The sequence below is a fragment of the Collinsella aerofaciens genome, from assembly GCF_040920445.1.
Classification (GTDB): Bacteria; Actinomycetota; Coriobacteriia; order Coriobacteriales; family Coriobacteriaceae; genus Collinsella; species Collinsella aerofaciens_BH.
The window spans coordinates 1-15,226 of sequence record NZ_JBCOTQ010000053.1; the positions used below are offsets into that span (position 1 = coordinate 1).

A 15,226-nucleotide genomic window follows, 5' to 3' on the forward strand; every position below is an offset into this window, starting at 1 on the left:
CGCCCCTGCGGTCGCTCTCCCCGCTGGAGTGCTCGGAGGGCGTCAGGCCGACCCACGCCGCGAACGAGCGGGCGTTCGACTGGATAGAAAAACGCCCGTCGGCGGTGGTGCCGGCGGGCGTTGCTGTGCAATATGTTGCATTGTGGGCTTAGTGCCTCATAAAGTGGTACTCGATCACATTGCTGTAGGGGTGACCCGGGCCCACAATGCCCTGCGGGAACAGCGGCTGGTGCGGCGTGTCGGGGTACATCTCGGCCTCGAGGGCAAAGCCGGCGCCCCAGCCATAGTTAGCATCGTCCTTGGCGTGTTCGTCGCCCAGCCAGTTGCCGGTGTAGAGCTGAACGCCCGGGGCAGTGGTGTAATAGTCCAGCTCACGGCCGGTCCACATCTCCTCGACGTGCAGGGCGCGGCGCAGGTTGCGGCCGTACTGATATCCATCGATGCACAGGCAGTGATCGTAGCCGCGCGCCTGCTTGATCTGCGGATCGTCGGCCTCCATGCCAGGCGCGACGGGGCGCAGCTCACGGAAGTCAAACGGCGTGCCCTCGACCGGAGCAATCTCGCCGGTGGGGATGTTCTGCTCGTTAATGGGCAGGTAGTGAGCAGCGTTAGCAACAAAGAAGTGCTCACAGTCCATGCCGGCGTTATGACCGGCAAGGTTAAAGTACGTGTGGTTGGTCATGGACACGTAGGTGGCGCGGTCGCTCTCGCAGCCATACTCGATGCGAAAGACGCCGGTGCGTGTAACGGTAAACACGGCCGTAAAGGTTCGGTTGCCGGGAAGGCCCAGTTCGCCATCCTCAAGCGAGGTGGTCATGCGCACGGCGTTATGGGCCTCGTCGAGCTCAACGTCCCACATGCGTTTATGCAGACCGTGCTCAAGATCGCTGTGCAGGTTGTTGGCGCCCTCGTTGGCGGGCATATGCCAGTCCGTGCCGTCGATGGTGATCGTGGCGCCCGCGGTGCGGTTTGCCACGGGGCCGATGGTCGCGCCAAAGCAGGCGGGGCTGTCAAAGTAATCCTCGAGCTTATCGAAGCCCAGCACCACATCACGCACGTTGCCGGGGATGTCGGGCACATCGATACCCAGCACGGTGGCGCCATAGTCCATAATGCGAACGCAGATCTCGGGCCCGTTGAGGGTGTAACGATGAACGGGGGTACCGCACGGCGCGGTGCCGAAAAGCTCGGAAGTGATCATTTGGTTCCTAACATCGAGGTATTTCCGACAAACTGTAGCGCGAACAGGCGAGATTATCACTACACCCCACTAAAGCATGGGGTATTTTTCTCAAAAAAGTGATGATTGGAGCTGTGCGGGCATTCATTTTTGACGCGCACGAGTCTGATACAATTTGTTCGTTACTGTTTGAATGATATGCGCGCAAAGAACGGCGAGGATTCATCGTGATTAAGGCAGAGCGACAGGATAGGGTTCGTCAGCTGCTCGAAGAGCAGGGCACGGTCTCGGTCAAGGAGATTTCGGATGCACTGGGCGTCTCGGATATGACGATTCGTCGTGACCTTGAGGAGCTTGCGAGCCTGGGCGAGATCGAGCGCGTGCACGGCGGCGCCCGCAGTGCACAGGGCCGTCCCCACGCTATGTTGCGCCACGAGTACTCGCACAGCGAAAAGCGTACCAAGCATGCCGAAGAAAAGCTGCAGATTGCGCGCCGCGCCGTGGAGCTTATCGAGGAGGGCTCGACCATCTTTTTGGGTACAGGCACCACGGTTGAGCAGATGGCCTCGATGCTGCCGGCGTTTCGCCTGCGCATCGTGACCAATTCGCTTTCGGTGTTTAACCTGCTCGAGGCGCGCGAGGACTGTGACCTGTGCCTCGTGGGCGGTATGTACCGTCGCCGCACTGCCGCTTTTGTGGGGCCAACGGCCGAGGATACCCTGCGTGCGCTGGGCATCGACGCGGCGTTTATCGGTGCCAACGGCATCTTGGACGGTGACGTATCTACGTCCAACATGGACGAGGGCCGTATCCAGCAGCTCGCCTTTAGCAAGGCCGACTCGCGCTATCTGATCGCCGACTCCAGCAAGATCGGCAAGCGCGACTTCTACACCTTCTGCCGCCTGGACAGCTTGGACGCCGTGGTGTGCGAGCCGGGTATCGCCGCTGAGGACCGCGCCGCCATCGAGGAGCACACGCAGGTCATTTGCTAGCTATCGCTACGGGATTGCCAACAGGCGATGCGGGAGGACTTTTACCTCCTGTCATTGTGGGAACCAGCGCGTCAGCGCTACGCGATATGACGCGCAAATGAGGACTCCACTATCAAATCGTCTCAACCTGTAACAGGTAGGGGTGAAATTACCAACCAGATGTTACAGATTGAGATTTTTGACTCGACCTATTCCGTTTGTCTCGATCTGTAACAGCTAGGACCGTTAAATTCAGCTAGATGTTACAGATTTAGATTGGGGGCATTGGCCTGCGCATTCATCTCAATCTGTAACATATAGACGTCCAAAACCGGTCCTAGTGTTACCGATTGAGACAATTCGGCGGGGCCTACCTTGTTTGTCTCGATCTGTAACGGTTAGGACTTAAAAACTCGGCTACGTGTTACAGATCGAGACAAAAGAAAAAGAACATTAGGACTTGAAAATAAAGTTTTGATAAGGGATTCGCCCAGTTAAGACGGTGCGGCAGACAATTGAGATTAGTTTGCCTCCGGAGTCGTAAGCATAATGAGTCAGTTCGATGACCGGAAGTTTTGCAACACCATAATTACTGGCTTCGGAATCGCTAAGCAGACGTGCTCTATAGCTTTCCCTAACAGATTGGATAGACTTGGACAAGTCGTCCATGATTCTGCTAAATGCCTGAAAATCTAACTGGTTATTCGGAACGCGCGACTTTGAAATGAAGAACGTATCAGCGCCTATGAAGCTGCCTTCAAGTTCGTAGGTCAATTCAAGACGCTGAATTTCATCGCGACTTTGACATCCAAATTGTTGGAGCATCATTACGGAAATTGGACGACCTGATGTGAGGCCGCCGAAATGTTTGGTGATGGCATCCGGATCAACGCCATCGCAATGGCTTGCAAAGTCAAAGTCTAAAAGTGAATTGAGCTCGCTAACGCGTTTCGGTGCAACAAACGATCCCTTACCTTGGATTCGATAGATACTTCCACGACGCTCCAGCTCACTCATGGCAAGTCGGACGGTTGTTCTGCTTACGGCGTATTCGTCGCAGAGTTCCATTTCTGTTGGAAGTTTATCGTCTGCTTGATATTCATCGACGATCTGCTTGAGCAGCGCGTCGGTGAGCTGTAAATAGAGTGGCCGTTTTTCGTGTGTATCGAGCATTAGAGCCTCAGTTTGCATGTTGGTTATACCTGATGGTTGCCTCAGTCGGGATGTAACGTGGGCAAGGTAACCTTAACGTATCACAGAGCGGCTCAGCATGACGATCTGATGCCTGTATCCACGAAGGGCTTGTCCGAGCGTGAAGATATTCTGGGGCAGGCAAATACCGTTCATGGAGTCCCCGATATGTTGGAGGTCAGCGCCGGCTGCTTTTGCTGCAAGGCCTATTTTCTTAATGGTCTCGCTGTCGCAGGAGTCTTGACTCGTCCCGTTCGCCGCCATGACGAGAACCTTCTCTTCAATTGACTTGCCTACGTTGTGGGATCGTACAAAGTCTACGATGGCGCGCAGGTCTGCTTCTTGGAAGCAAGGGACGGTGTAGGGGGCTGGCACGAGAAGGATATCGACGCCGAGGTCAACAAACTTGCGCGCAATTTCGAGCGTCATGACAGGTTCTGCAACGCCCGCTCCATGCATTTTTCCGGCTATGACCAGGCCATTGAAATGCTCTTTGGAGAGTTTAATCGAATGGGCGATTGCATCGTTGGAGACGCCGGTTCCAGGGTTGCCCGTCAGGCAGATAAAATCAAATCCGAGTTCGTTAGCCTTTTCTAAGGTCTTGGGAGAGACGCGACGACCCATGGGGATTTCCGTTCGGGATTCAGACATCTCTGCCTCGTTATCAACTGGCTCCAGATTGACGCCAATGGGCCTTCCGCATGCTCGCTTCACCCAAGTGACCGGGTTTTCATTGAGATCATCTGGAATACCGGCAATAACTGGATCGAACACATCGAGCGCGTTAAACAGAAGCAGGTCGGCACCTGCGGCACGTTCGATTTCTGCATTAGTAACGCCGCCGAGAAATTGGGAAGAGGGTACGTTTTCCGCCATGATGGTACGTCCCTCGGAAGCCAGAATTGCCTGTTTTAGATCCATGGGTGACGTGGCGGCAAAATCGGATGCGGACATGTTCAGTAATCGTTTGGGCATTGTTACTTCCTTTGACTAGAACGACAGGCTTGTGACATTGTCTCTAATATTGTTACAACAATATATTCAATATGTTATATCCAATCGGTGAACGGTTGCAAACTTATTGTACTGCTCGGAAAAAATAGCCTTTAGCTGGGAAAACATTATATTAATCAACTACCGATCACCGAATAAGTATTTGAATTCTTGACATATCGACAAAGCGGAAAAAGAATTGGTTATGATAAATCGCGCAAATGATATTACATTTTGCACAAGAACGTATTCACTTACATAAGTGGATACAAACGGGGACGACGACGGTTGAGTCCGGATAAATCGTTGTGTGCCCGGGAATCATGAAAGGATGTGTTATGGACGCTATCGTCAAATTCCTTGAAAAACACCAGCCCCTCTTCGACAAAATCTCGAGGAACATTTATCTGGTGGCGATTAAGGATGGCTTTCTCTCGAATATGCCAATTGTGCTGTTCTCGAGCCTGTTCCTTCTTCTTTCGACGCTCCCTGCCTATGTAGGCATCACGCTTCCGTCTGAGGTGCTGGATTTCTTCAATAAAATCTATGCATATACCATGGGACTTCTTGGCATTATGGTGGCCGGCACCACGGCGAGCTCACTTGCCATGTCGATGAACCGTCGCATGCCTTCGGGTAAATCTCTCAACCCCACCTCGTGCATGGTTTGTGCCATGTGCGGCATGCTCTTGCTATCGGTGACGAACGATGTTGTCTCGATTGGCGGAGCAGATACATCTGTTTTTGAAACCGGCTATATGGGAACCAAGGGTTTTCTCGCTGCGTTCGTAGCCGCATTCTTGACCGTTAATATCTATAAGGTGTGCATTAGCCATAATGTGACGATCAAGCTCCCCAAAGAGGTCCCTGGCTCTATTGCGCAGAGTTTTCGCGATATCTTTGCATTTGGGTTTTCGATCCTTGCGTGCGCTTTTATCGATCTTGCGAGCCGCAAGCTGCTTGCTGTGCCGTTCGCCAATTTGGTATCCGCTCTTATCTCGCCGCTGTTCTCCGCGGTTGACACCTATCCTGGCATGGCGCTTATCGAAGGCGCGGTCGCACTTTTCCAATTTATGGGTATCCACGGTGCTTCGGTTGTCATGAGTCCGATCAATGCTGCGCTCTACGGCAATACCGTTACCAATCTTGAGGTTTTCCAAGCAGGTGGACACCCGTCAATTGCTCTCACGCAGGACTTTACAAGCTTCATCGGCGGTCTGGGCGGTTCTGGCTGCACGTTCATCGTTCCTATTATCCTGATCATGTTTATGCGCTCCAAGCAGCTTAAAGCCATGGGCAAGGCATCGATTATCCCGGTGATTTTTGGAGTTAACGAGCCCGTTATCTTCGGTATGCCGATTGTTCTCAATCCCTATATGTTCGTGCCCTTCCTAGTGGCTCCTATGGTCAACGCCATTATCGGTAAATTTTTCATTGACGTCATTGGAATGAACGCCCCCATGTATACCATGCCGTGGGCGCTTCCCGGCCCAATCGGTGCATTCCTCACCACGGGTCTCGATCTGCGTTCTCTCGTATTGATGGCAGTGCTGTTGGTCGTTGACTTTGTGATTTACTATCCGTTCTGCAAGGCGTATGACCATCAGCTTTGTTTGGAAGAGTCTGCAAAGGAGACTGCAGGAACCTCGGATGCAGATGCTATTGCCGCACAGGAAAATGTCGCAAAAGCTCTCGAGGCGGTAAAGGACAAGGCGGAGCAGATCCGCGTGCTTGTGCTTTGCCAGGGTGCCGGCACTTCGACTCTCTTGGCAAATGCTCTTCGCGAAGGTGCCGCTGCTAAGGGTATCGATCTGGTTTCTCAGTCCGGTGCGTACGGAAGCCACTATGAGACGATGGATCAGTACAACGTGATTGTTCTGGCACCCCAGGCACGCATGTACTATGACGCTATGAAGGCCGATACCGATCGCCTTGGAATTAAACTGCTCACCACAAGGGGCAAGGAGTATATCGACCTTACCAACGATCCCGAAGGCGCAATTGACTGGATCGTTCAGGAGCTGGCCAAATAGTGGATGCACTCCGTCGTTGATTCGTCGGTGTATAGTACGGCCCCGCAGCTTATTGAGCTGCGGGGCCGTATTTCGTTGAGTATCAAGTTGAGACAATGAGCGCAACCGACGTGAGATCGCATTGGCGCTCTCCGAGTCACCGACAAGCTGACTTCCATCTATGTGACCAAGTCGCTCTCGGTGTTTAACCTGCTCGAGACGCGCGAAGACTGCGACCTGTGCCTGGTAGGCGGCATGTACCGCCGCCGCACCGCCGCCTTTGTGGGGCCCACGGCCGAGGATACCCTGCGCGCGCTGGGCATCGATGCGGCGTTTATCGGCGCCAACGGTATTCTGGACGGCGACGTGTCCACGTCCAACATGGACGAGGGCCGCATCCAGCAGCTCGCCTTTAGCAAGGTCGATACGCGCTATCTGATTGCCGACTCCAGCAGGATCGGCAGGCGATACATCTGCCCCCCCTGCCGGCGCGGGGGTACCGCTTTACAATGACGCGCAAATAACTTTGAGCAACAAGGATGAGGCTATTCTGAGATATGACTAGACTCCGTATTTCGTCTTTATGTCCCTTGAGAATGAATCATAGTCTTCATAGAGCCCCTCTTTGCTTTCATCCTCGGCGTGGTTTATACGTTCAAGGAGCTTATCCTTTGGAGCCTCTATTGTTATTGCGGCCTCGCTATCGGGTATTGTGGATTGCAAGAATAGTTCTAGAGCATGGACGTCTTTGAGTATGTAGCCTGTCGAACGACCCGCTCCTGTTTTTTCGATTGCGCTGCAACTAACAAGCTGACCGAGGGTTCGTTTAACGGTGACCTCGCTGATATCGGGGCAGTTGGATCGGATGTCGGATTTCTTAATGACGCCGGGTCTCTGTTGAAATAGAACGGCGATGCGCGCTTGCTTCGACATGGGACGAGTGCTTGATTCAATTAAGGTACGCTGCTCGAGCTGTCGGTAGGCGGCCAGGGTTGTTCCGAGCATGAAACGGATAAAGGGTACTTCGGTGTTTTGATTTTCATTCCATCCAGTGGAGCTTGCAGCGAGAGCGTTGTAGTAAAGCGCTTTGTTGTCTTCAATAAGTCGTTCGATGCTGATGTAACGCGCAACGTCGTATCCAGTCTTTTCGAGCAGCAGCGTTGTAAGGAGCCGGCTCATCCTGCCATTGCCATCGTTGAAGGGATGAATGCTGGCAAAATCGAAGATGAAGCGGAATGATATAAGGAGGGGGTCGCAAACTTGACGAGATAAGGCGTCGTTGAGGGACCGACAGGCTTCTTCGATAAGTCCGGGGGTTGCTAGGGCCGAAGGCGGCCTAAAGCGCACAAATCGATTTCCTTGATCGTCAATGGAGACGATTTCGTTATCGCTATCTTTCCAATGGCCTCCATACGAGATTGCCGTGTGCGCCATGAGGTCACGATGCAACTGCAGAATGACCGATGGCGTTACGGGAATGGAATCGTGTTGCTCGTGAATAAGCGACAGCACATCTCGGTATCCAGCAATTTCTTCCTCTGCGCGGGAGCTTGGCTTGGCGGAATACGCCATGATCGCTTTGAGTCTTTTTTGGGTGGTAACAATTCCTTCAAGTCCGTTGGAGGACCGGGTGCTTTGGATCTTAGCCTCCTCCATTAGGGACGATAGAAGCTCGGGTTTGACTTGACTCAGAGCAAGCTGACGGCCTTTATGCTCGCGTATCGAGAGGAGGAGGTTGGTGATTGGAGTTGCTTCGAGTTCCGCTGGGACTGTGGTGTAATCGAACTGGCGCATGCGGCTCCTTTCAGTATCACGAACATACTTTCGATATCATAATATCATTAAATGATACCGAAAGTATGTTCGTGATACCGAAAACTAGAAACCATGCTTTATAACTGCTTGGAAAGTTCGGATTTGACTATCTTATTGTCTCGATCTGTAACAGTTAGACGGTTAAAAGTGGGCTACGTGTTACAGATTGAGATCTTTCAGCCCTGGTCGCCCGTTCGTCTAAATCTATAACAGTTAGGATTGAAAATCCCTGCTAGATGTTACAGATCGAGATAAACGGCCTGCTCGGGCTCACCAAAAACAAAAAAGGCCGCATGCGAACCCGTGGGGGATTCGCATGCGGCCGACAGGGGATACGCGGCTGAAGTTAGGCCATGAGCAGGCCGGTCTCCGCGACGTTCTTGTACCAGTACGCGCTCGCCTTGGGATAGCGCTTCTGGGTCTCAAAGTCGACGTAGAACAGGCCATAGCGCTTGTTATAGCCGTTGGTCCAGGAGAACTGGTCCTGCAGCGACCACACAAAGTAACCGTCGACGTTTACGCCGCCGTCGATTGCCTTGAGGATCCACGCGAGATGCTGACGCATGTAGTCGATACGAGGGGCGTCATCGATAAAGCCATCCTCGAAGTCGTCCTTATAGCCCATGCCGTTCTCGGTGATGTAGATCTTCTTGTAGTTGGGGTAATCGTTCTTAATGCGGAGCAGCAGGTCGTAGAGGCCCTCGGGATAGATAATCCAGTCCCAATCGGTGGTGGGTACGCCTTCGCGCACGCATGACTCGCCCACGCCCTTGAGGAACCAGCGCGAGGAGCCCTTGTCGCCGGTGCCATTGTGGTTGATGTCGTTTTCGCCCTCGGCGGCACGCAGGAACTGGCACTTGTAGGTGTTGACGCCCAGGCAATCGTTGTAGGGGAGCGCGGCGGTCAGCGCGGCGATGTCCTCGTCGCGGACGTCGAGTTCGCCGCCGGCGATATGGGCCAGCTTGGTCGCAGCCTCCATGGTGTCGGCTGCATAGTGGCCGCGGAAGGTGGCGTCGAGTACCCAGCGGTTGTTGATGACGTCGGCCATGCGAGCTGCCTCGCAGTCGGCGGCGTTGTTGGGGTCGAGGGGATACTTGGGCTCCAGGTTCTGGACAATGCCGATCTCGCCCTCAAAGCCGCCCTCGTGGAAGGCGACGACGGCCTTGGCATGGGCCACCATCATGTTGTGCATGAGCTGGAAGGCCTTATCCAGGCGATACTTCTCGCCGTGCGGCCAGTTGCCGACGATAAAGCTGCCCTCGGCGGTCGCGGGGATCTCGTTAAAGGTAAACCAGTGCTTGACCTCGGTGAACTCGGCAAAGCAGAACTTGGCGTACTCGACAAAGGCGTCGATCGTCGTGCGCGTCAGGAAGCCCTCGCCGCCGTTCTGGTAAAAGGCCTCGGGCGTATCAAAGTGATCGAGCGTGACATAGGGGATAACGCCGGCTTTATTGCAGGTGGCAAAGAGCTCGTGATAGAAGGCAACACCCTCGGGGTTAATCTCACCAGTGCCGCTGGGGAAGATACGGCTCCAAGCGATGGAGACACGAATGCCGTTGATGCCGAAGCGCTGGCACAGGTCGATATCGACCGGGTACTTGTTGTAGAAATCGCTTGCGGGGTCGGGGGAGAAACGGCCCTGAGCAGCCAGGAAATCGTCCCAGGGCACTTTGCCCTTGCCGTGTGTACGGGTCTCGCCCTCAACCTGGTAAGCAGCGGTGGCGCCGCCAAACAAAAAGCCGTCGGGGAACTGCATGGGGTTGGTCATGAGTCATCCTTTCTGTGGGATACGAATAGGGAGAGGTGCCCGAGCTGGGGATCCGGGCACCAACAGAGGGAGGAACTAGTCGAGGTTCTCGCGGAGCCACTTGATGGCGCCAGTGGGGTCGCGGGTAAGGTCGATATATTCCTTGCCGCGCGGGGCGAGCAGCTTAATGCCCAGACGATCGGTGTCGGCCTTCATGTCGTTGTAGTAGCTACGAACCTGCGGGGCGAGCACGATGACGTCGTACTGATCCATGATGGCAGTGTGCTGACCATAGGCGCCTGCGGAGGAAGCGATGTTCTCTCCGGTCTGCGCAGCACCTTCCTTGATGGCATTGGCAAGCATGGCAGAGGTGCCGGCGCCGGCGCACAGGACGAGGACCTTCAGACCGTCGACGTCCTTCTTAGCGGATGCGTCGGCGGCGGGCTCGGGCTGATCGGCGACAGGCTTGCTGTCGGCGGCAGCGGCGGTCGGCTCGACGGAAGCGGTGACAGCGGCGGTCGGCTCGACAGCGGGCGCAGGGGCGTTGGCAGCGATGGTGGCAGCACCATCGGATTCGAGACCCAGCTCGGCGGCGCGCTCGGCCTCCTGGTCGCAGAGCAGCTTATCGTATGCCTTCAAGAACGGCAGGTAGATGATAGCGTCCAGCAAGATGATGATTGCAACAAACACCAGGGCGATAAGCTGGAAGTTTGTGGTGATGAAGATGCCGATGGGGGCAGGGGTAGCCCAAGGCACCACGAAGGAGAAGCCGTTCATGCCCACATTGTCGATAAAGAACTTGGCAACACTCACGTTGACGCAGCCGGCGGCAACAAAGGGGATGAGCATGTAGGGGTTAAGGATCATCGGCGCGCCAAAGAGCAGCGGCTCGTTGACAGCAAAGGCAACAGGAACAATCGAGGCCTTACCGACGGCTTTGAGCTGCTTGGACTTCATAAAGAGAATCAGCAGAAGCGGCACGATGAACGTAGCGCCAGTGCCGCCGAACTCACCCACGAGCGACATGTTAAAGGTGAGGGAGTGGGCGGGGTGGCCACCGGCCAGCAGAACCTGCAGGTTCTCGGCCTGGTTGGCAAGACGGATGGGGTCGATGCCCGGCTGGACAATCGAAGGGCCGTGGACGCCGATGAACCAGAAGAACGCGGTGGCTGCCTGGATAAGGATGAGGCCAGGATAGGTTTCTGCCGCAGTGAAGAGCGGGGAGAGCAGCTTGATGAGCAGCTCGGAGAACGGAACGCCCATGAGGTTGCGCACAACCACATCGATGATGCCGCAGATAATGACAGCGCCGCCAAAGGGGATAATGTCGCGGAAGTTCTGAGCGATGGCGCCCGGGACCTCCTTGGGCAGCTTAATGGTCAGATCGCGCGAGACGCAGAATTTGTAGACCCACACGGTGATGAACGCGGCGATATAGGCCGAGAACAGACCGCGCGTACCCATGCTGGTGCAGTCGAAGACCGAAAGCTCGGAGCCGTTGAACTTGGTGGTGAACTGCGTAACGGCGAGCAAAAGCATACTGCACTGGGCGGCCACCATAGTGGAGCCGTCGTTGAGCACCTTGCCGGCGGGCATGCGACGGTTCATGGAAGCCGTAAAGTTCTTGGCAGTGGTGCCGGCAACCATGATGCCCATGACGCCCATGGTGAAGTTGTACAGCTTGTTGCACCAGTCGATGAGCGGCTGGGGCAGCGTGATACCGACTACGCCGGGAAGGGTGGCAATGAGCAGAAAGATCGAAGAGGTGAGGACGATGGGCATGCACCCAAGGAATCCGTCCTTAATAGCCTGGAGGTAGATGTTCCTCGAGATCTTCTCAAAGAACGGCTGATGCTTTTCGAGCATCTTTACGATGGCGTCCATAGAGCTCCTTTGCTACTTGATGCGCGATGCATGTGGATGGAACTGGTCGTCGATGGATGGTCAGGACTGCCCGGAAACCTTCCTGCTCAAGGAAGGCATTGCGAAATGACAACGTTGTCATTTCGTTAATGACAACGTAAGACATTTTTGGAAGAGCAACAAGGATATACGGGTGAGCGGTCGATATTGTCCGGTAAACGGTTGATTTATCAGTCAGGCAGGTGGTGTATGCTAGAACGCAAAAAACAAGCGATAGAGAACCGAGTGGAGAAGTAGTGGCAACGATGGACAAGAAAAATGTCTCAATGAACGATGTGGCGATTGCCGCGGGTGTTTCTCTCAAGACGGTTTCGCGTGTGATTAACGAGCCCGGTAGCGTGCGAGAGTCGACACGCGATAAGGTCCATTCCGCAATGGAAGCGCTCGGGTTCCGGGCGAACTTTGCCGCGCGTTCGCTCAAGTTGGGCCGTTACGGGTGCATCGGCGTGGTGCTGTTCCACTTGTCGGGCGGTGCCGTGGACATGATTGACGGTATCGCAGATGCCGCCGAAGAACGCGGCTTTGCGCTCACGATGATCAAAAAGCGGGCGGGGGAGAAGATGACCCTTGCCGAAGCGGCGCGTAGGATGTCGCAGCTGCCTGTTGATGGCATGATCTTCAACCTGCGTCAGATGGTCGATGACTTTGATACTTTTGAGGCACCGAAAGACCTCAAGACGGTGATTATCACACCGATGGAACATCCTACCTGCTCCACCGTCAGTGACGATCAAGAGGGCGGCGCGCGCATGGCGTGCGAGTACTTCTTGAATCACGGGCACAAGAACGTGTACTTCGTCTCTGGTAAGAAAGAAGCGCTGTCGAGCCAGTGCCGTATGAAAGGTTGGCGAGCGGCACTCGAGGCGCATGGCATTGAGCCGCCCGAGCCTCTGCAAGGCGATTGGAATGCGGATAGTGGCTATGCCGCGGGCCTTGTGCTTGCCGATAAAGCCGATTGCACGGCGGTCCTCGCTGCTAACGACTGCATGGCAAACGGCGTGATGATGGCTCTACGTGACAAAGGGCTCAGTGTGCCCGACGACGTGTCCGTGATCGGCTTTGATGACGAGCTTTACAAGACGATTCCCAACTCGATTCTGACGTCGGTGAAGTTCCGTCACCGCGAGCTGGGCGTCCGTGCGCTTAACGAGGTCGTCGCAGGTCTGGAAGCCCCGAGCTCCAGAAGCCGTACGCTCGTCTCGGGCGTGTTGGTCGAACGTTCCAGCGTAAAGGACCTGCGGGCGTAGGGTTTTTCGGCCCGTTCGTCTCAATCTGTAACAGTTAGGACCGAAAAACTCAGCTAAATATTACAGATTGAGATATTTCTGCTCGGGCGTTCTGTTTGTCTCGATCTGTAACAGCTAGGATCCAAAAACTCGGCTAGATGTTACAGATTGAGATGAACAGGAGGGCGGGTGCGGTCTAAACAAAATGGCCCGCGCATCACGCATCGATGCATGGGCCATTTTTTGTCTGCGAGCGGCAGGTGGCGTCAGCGTCTTATGCCTTGAGGTTTTCCTCGATCCAGGCGACGGCACCCTTGGGATCCTTAGTGAGGTCGATGTACTGTTTGCCCTTGGGCGACAGCAGCGTGATGCCCAGGCGGTCGGTGTCGGCCTTCATCTCGTTGTAATAGGTGCGAACCTGCGGAGCCAGGACGATGACGTTGTACTGGTCCATGATGGCGTAGTGGCTGCCGTAGGCACCGGCGTTGGCGGTAATGTCGATGCCCAGCTCGTCGGCGCCTTCCTTAAGCGCGTTGGCGAGCAGTGCAGAGGTGCCGGCGCCAGCGCACAGAACCAGAACCCTCAGATCCTTGCCCTTAAGGGCGGACAGAGCTGCGGAGGCCTCGGTGGCAGAAGCGGTCTCGACAACAGGAGCCTCAACGGCGGGGGCGGCAGCGGTCTTGACGGCCTTGGTCTCCTCGGCCTCTTCTTCGGCCAGGGTCTCGGCCTCCTGCTTGCACAGGACGTTGTCGTAGGCCTTGCAGAACGGGTAGTAGATCAAGAAGTCAACGACCAGCAGGACGACAACCAGGACCAGAGAGATCGGCTGGAAGTTGGTGTCGATGAAGGTGCCGATCGGTCCGGGGAGTGCCCACGGCATGGCATAGATAAAGCCGTTCATGCCCAAAAAGTCGATGAAGAACTTACCAATGAGGACGTTGGCCACGGGGGCAAACAGGAACGGGATCAGGAAGTACGGGTTGAGGATGATGGGCGCGGCGAACAGCAGCGGCTCGTTGACGGCGAACATCACGGGTACGACAGAGGCTTTGCCGACGGCCTTGAGCTGCTTGGAGCGCATAAAGAGCAGGAAGATGATCGGGACAATGAACGTGGCGCCGGTGCCGCCGAGTTCGCCGATGTAGTTACCGAAGTTCTCGGTCAGGGCGAGGGCGGGGTGACCGCCGGCCTGCAGCGTGGCGAGGTTGGTGGTGATGTTGCCAAACAGCGCGGCGTTGAGGGCAGGCTTAACGACCGAGGGGCCGTGGATGCCCATGAACCAGAACAGCGGGATCATGAACCAGATGAGGGCGAGGCCGGCGTAGGAATCGGCAGCGGCGAACAGCGGGCTCACCAGCGTGGAGATGACGTTGGCAAACGGGACGGCCAAGCAGGTGCGGCAGATAACGTCGATGACGGCGACAAACAGGATGGAGAAGCTGAAGGCGAAGATGTCGCGGAAGTTCTGGGCGATGGCGCCGGGGACTTCTTTGGGCAGCTTGATGGTGATGTCTCGCTTAATGCAGAAGGCATAGATGTTGACCGTGGCAAATGCGGCGACAAAGGAGCTCAGCAGGCCCTTGGTGCCCATGTTGTCGGTAAAGAACACCGAGACATCGGCGCCGTCGATCTTGGCACTCGTCTGGGTAACGGCCAAGATGAGCATAGCGCACATGGCGGCGACCATGGTGCTCGTGGCGTTGATGGCCTTGCCGGCAGGCATGCGGCGGTTCTTGGAGCCGGTCAGCGCGCTTGCGGTGGTGCCGGCGACCATGATGCCCACGACGCCCATCGTGAAGTTGTAAACCTTGTTGCAGAAGTTCACGACGTCGACGTTCCACCAGTCGGGCAGCGTAAAGCCGCCGACCGTGGCGACAACGCCCGGCAGGGTCGAAATAAGCAGGAAGACAGAAGAAGACAGGATGATGGGCATTGCTGCCAAAAAGCCGTCTTTAATGGCCTGAAGGTAGATGTTCTTAGAGACCTTGTCGAAGTACGGCTGACCTTTCTCCAAGAACTTAACGATCGATTCCATAGTTCACGCTCCTCTTTGCATGAAATCTTAATGGCATGGACGTTGAAAACCTATATGGTCTCCCGCTTGCTAAAAGCCCGGGTGCAGGCGGGGTCGGTCCCAGGGGGAGAGAGGGGAGCGGCTGGGTTTGTAT

General features: G+C 55.3%; 11 protein-coding genes and 1 pseudogene. 4 read left to right on the forward strand and 8 right to left on the reverse strand.

Features of this window, described 5'->3' with window-relative positions:
* Positions 1-139, reverse strand: a pseudogene (locus tag AB5405_RS09855) (transposase); the annotation flags it as partial.
* A gap of 9 nt (positions 140-148) precedes the next feature.
* Positions 149-1,201 carry an aldose epimerase family protein gene (locus AB5405_RS08185; protein ID WP_368138143.1) on the reverse strand — a complete coding sequence of 351 codons (1,053 nt, stop codon included), beginning with the start codon at positions 1,199-1,201 and terminating at the stop codon, positions 149-151.
* 206 nt (positions 1,202-1,407) lie between these two features.
* Between AB5405_RS08185 and AB5405_RS08190 the strand changes: the two genes are divergently transcribed.
* Complete coding sequence (locus tag AB5405_RS08190; RefSeq protein ID WP_368138144.1) at positions 1,408-2,172, forward strand: DeoR/GlpR family DNA-binding transcription regulator; 765 nt, start codon at positions 1,408-1,410, stop codon at positions 2,170-2,172.
* A gap of 432 nt (positions 2,173-2,604) precedes the next feature.
* Here the strand turns inward: AB5405_RS08190 and AB5405_RS08195 are convergent, their stop codons facing one another.
* Together AB5405_RS08195 and AB5405_RS08200 are read right to left on the reverse strand one after the other, a co-directional pair.
* The gene (locus AB5405_RS08195; RefSeq protein WP_368138145.1) at positions 2,605-3,324 is read right to left on the reverse strand and encodes a GntR family transcriptional regulator; all 720 of its coding nucleotides are present in this window, start codon (positions 3,322-3,324) and stop codon (positions 2,605-2,607) included.
* A gap of 72 nt (positions 3,325-3,396) precedes the next feature.
* Positions 3,397-4,317: a DUF7916 family protein gene (locus tag AB5405_RS08200; protein WP_022094155.1), complete on the reverse strand. Its 921-nt coding sequence runs from the start codon at positions 4,315-4,317 to the stop codon at positions 3,397-3,399.
* A 356-nt stretch (positions 4,318-4,673) separates the two neighbouring features.
* Here AB5405_RS08200 and AB5405_RS08205 point away from each other — a divergent pair, with 356 nt between their 5' ends.
* Together AB5405_RS08205 and AB5405_RS08210 are read left to right on the forward strand one after the other, a co-directional pair.
* Positions 4,674-6,368: a PTS lactose transporter subunit IIBC gene (locus tag AB5405_RS08205; RefSeq protein ID WP_195520962.1), complete on the forward strand. Its 1,695-nt coding sequence runs from the start codon at positions 4,674-4,676 to the stop codon at positions 6,366-6,368.
* A 162-nt stretch (positions 6,369-6,530) separates the two neighbouring features.
* On the forward strand, positions 6,531-6,860 hold the full coding sequence (locus AB5405_RS08210; protein ID WP_368138146.1) for a sugar phosphate isomerase family: 330 nt from the start codon (positions 6,531-6,533) through the stop codon (positions 6,858-6,860).
* Positions 6,861-6,908: 48 nt separating this feature from the next.
* Here AB5405_RS08210 and AB5405_RS08215 read toward each other — a convergent pair whose 3' ends face one another.
* From AB5405_RS08215 to AB5405_RS08225, 3 genes are all read right to left on the reverse strand, one after another.
* Positions 6,909-8,141, reverse strand: coding sequence for a Fic family protein (locus AB5405_RS08215; protein ID WP_368138147.1), 1,233 nt, complete (start codon positions 8,139-8,141; stop codon positions 6,909-6,911).
* Between the two features lie 367 nt (positions 8,142-8,508).
* Positions 8,509-9,930, reverse strand: coding sequence for a 6-phospho-beta-galactosidase (gene lacG / locus AB5405_RS08220; RefSeq protein WP_368138148.1), 1,422 nt, complete (start codon positions 9,928-9,930; stop codon positions 8,509-8,511).
* Positions 9,931-10,005: 75 nt separating this feature from the next.
* Positions 10,006-11,793 carry a PTS lactose transporter subunit IIBC gene (locus AB5405_RS08225; RefSeq protein ID WP_368138149.1) on the reverse strand — a complete coding sequence of 596 codons (1,788 nt, stop codon included), beginning with the start codon at positions 11,791-11,793 and terminating at the stop codon, positions 10,006-10,008.
* A 284-nt stretch (positions 11,794-12,077) separates the two neighbouring features.
* On the opposite strand from AB5405_RS08225, the gene AB5405_RS08230 reads away from it, so the two are divergent.
* Entirely contained in the window at positions 12,078-13,079 is a 1,002-nt protein-coding gene (locus AB5405_RS08230; RefSeq protein WP_368138152.1) for a LacI family DNA-binding transcriptional regulator, read from the forward strand.
* Positions 13,080-13,332: 253 nt separating this feature from the next.
* Here AB5405_RS08230 and AB5405_RS08235 read toward each other — a convergent pair whose 3' ends face one another.
* Positions 13,333-15,093, reverse strand: coding sequence for a PTS lactose transporter subunit IIBC (locus tag AB5405_RS08235; protein WP_368138150.1), 1,761 nt, complete (start codon positions 15,091-15,093; stop codon positions 13,333-13,335).
* Positions 15,094-15,226: the final 133 nt, after the last annotated feature.

Bases quoted from the DNA above. Each gene is read 5' to 3' on its own strand.
- AB5405_RS08235 (WP_368138150.1), bottom strand. From the start codon at position 15,093: ATGGAATCGATCGTTAAGTTCTTGGAGAAAGGTCAGCCGTACTTCGAC.
- AB5405_RS08215 (WP_368138147.1), bottom strand. From the start codon at position 8,141: ATGCGCCAGTTCGATTACACCACAGTCCCAGCGGAACTCGAAGCAACT.
- lacG (WP_368138148.1), bottom strand. From the start codon at position 9,930: ATGACCAACCCCATGCAGTTCCCCGACGGCTTTTTGTTTGGCGGCGCC.
- AB5405_RS08200 (WP_022094155.1), bottom strand. From the start codon at position 4,317: ATGCCCAAACGATTACTGAACATGTCCGCATCCGATTTTGCCGCCACG.
- AB5405_RS08230 (WP_368138152.1), top strand. From the start codon at position 12,078: ATGGACAAGAAAAATGTCTCAATGAACGATGTGGCGATTGCCGCGGGT.
- AB5405_RS08205 (WP_195520962.1), top strand. From the start codon at position 4,674: ATGGACGCTATCGTCAAATTCCTTGAAAAACACCAGCCCCTCTTCGAC.
- AB5405_RS08195 (WP_368138145.1), bottom strand. From the start codon at position 3,324: ATGCTCGATACACACGAAAAACGGCCACTCTATTTACAGCTCACCGAC.
- AB5405_RS08185 (WP_368138143.1), bottom strand. From the start codon at position 1,201: ATGATCACTTCCGAGCTTTTCGGCACCGCGCCGTGCGGTACCCCCGTT.
- AB5405_RS08225 (WP_368138149.1), bottom strand. From the start codon at position 11,793: ATGGACGCCATCGTAAAGATGCTCGAAAAGCATCAGCCGTTCTTTGAG.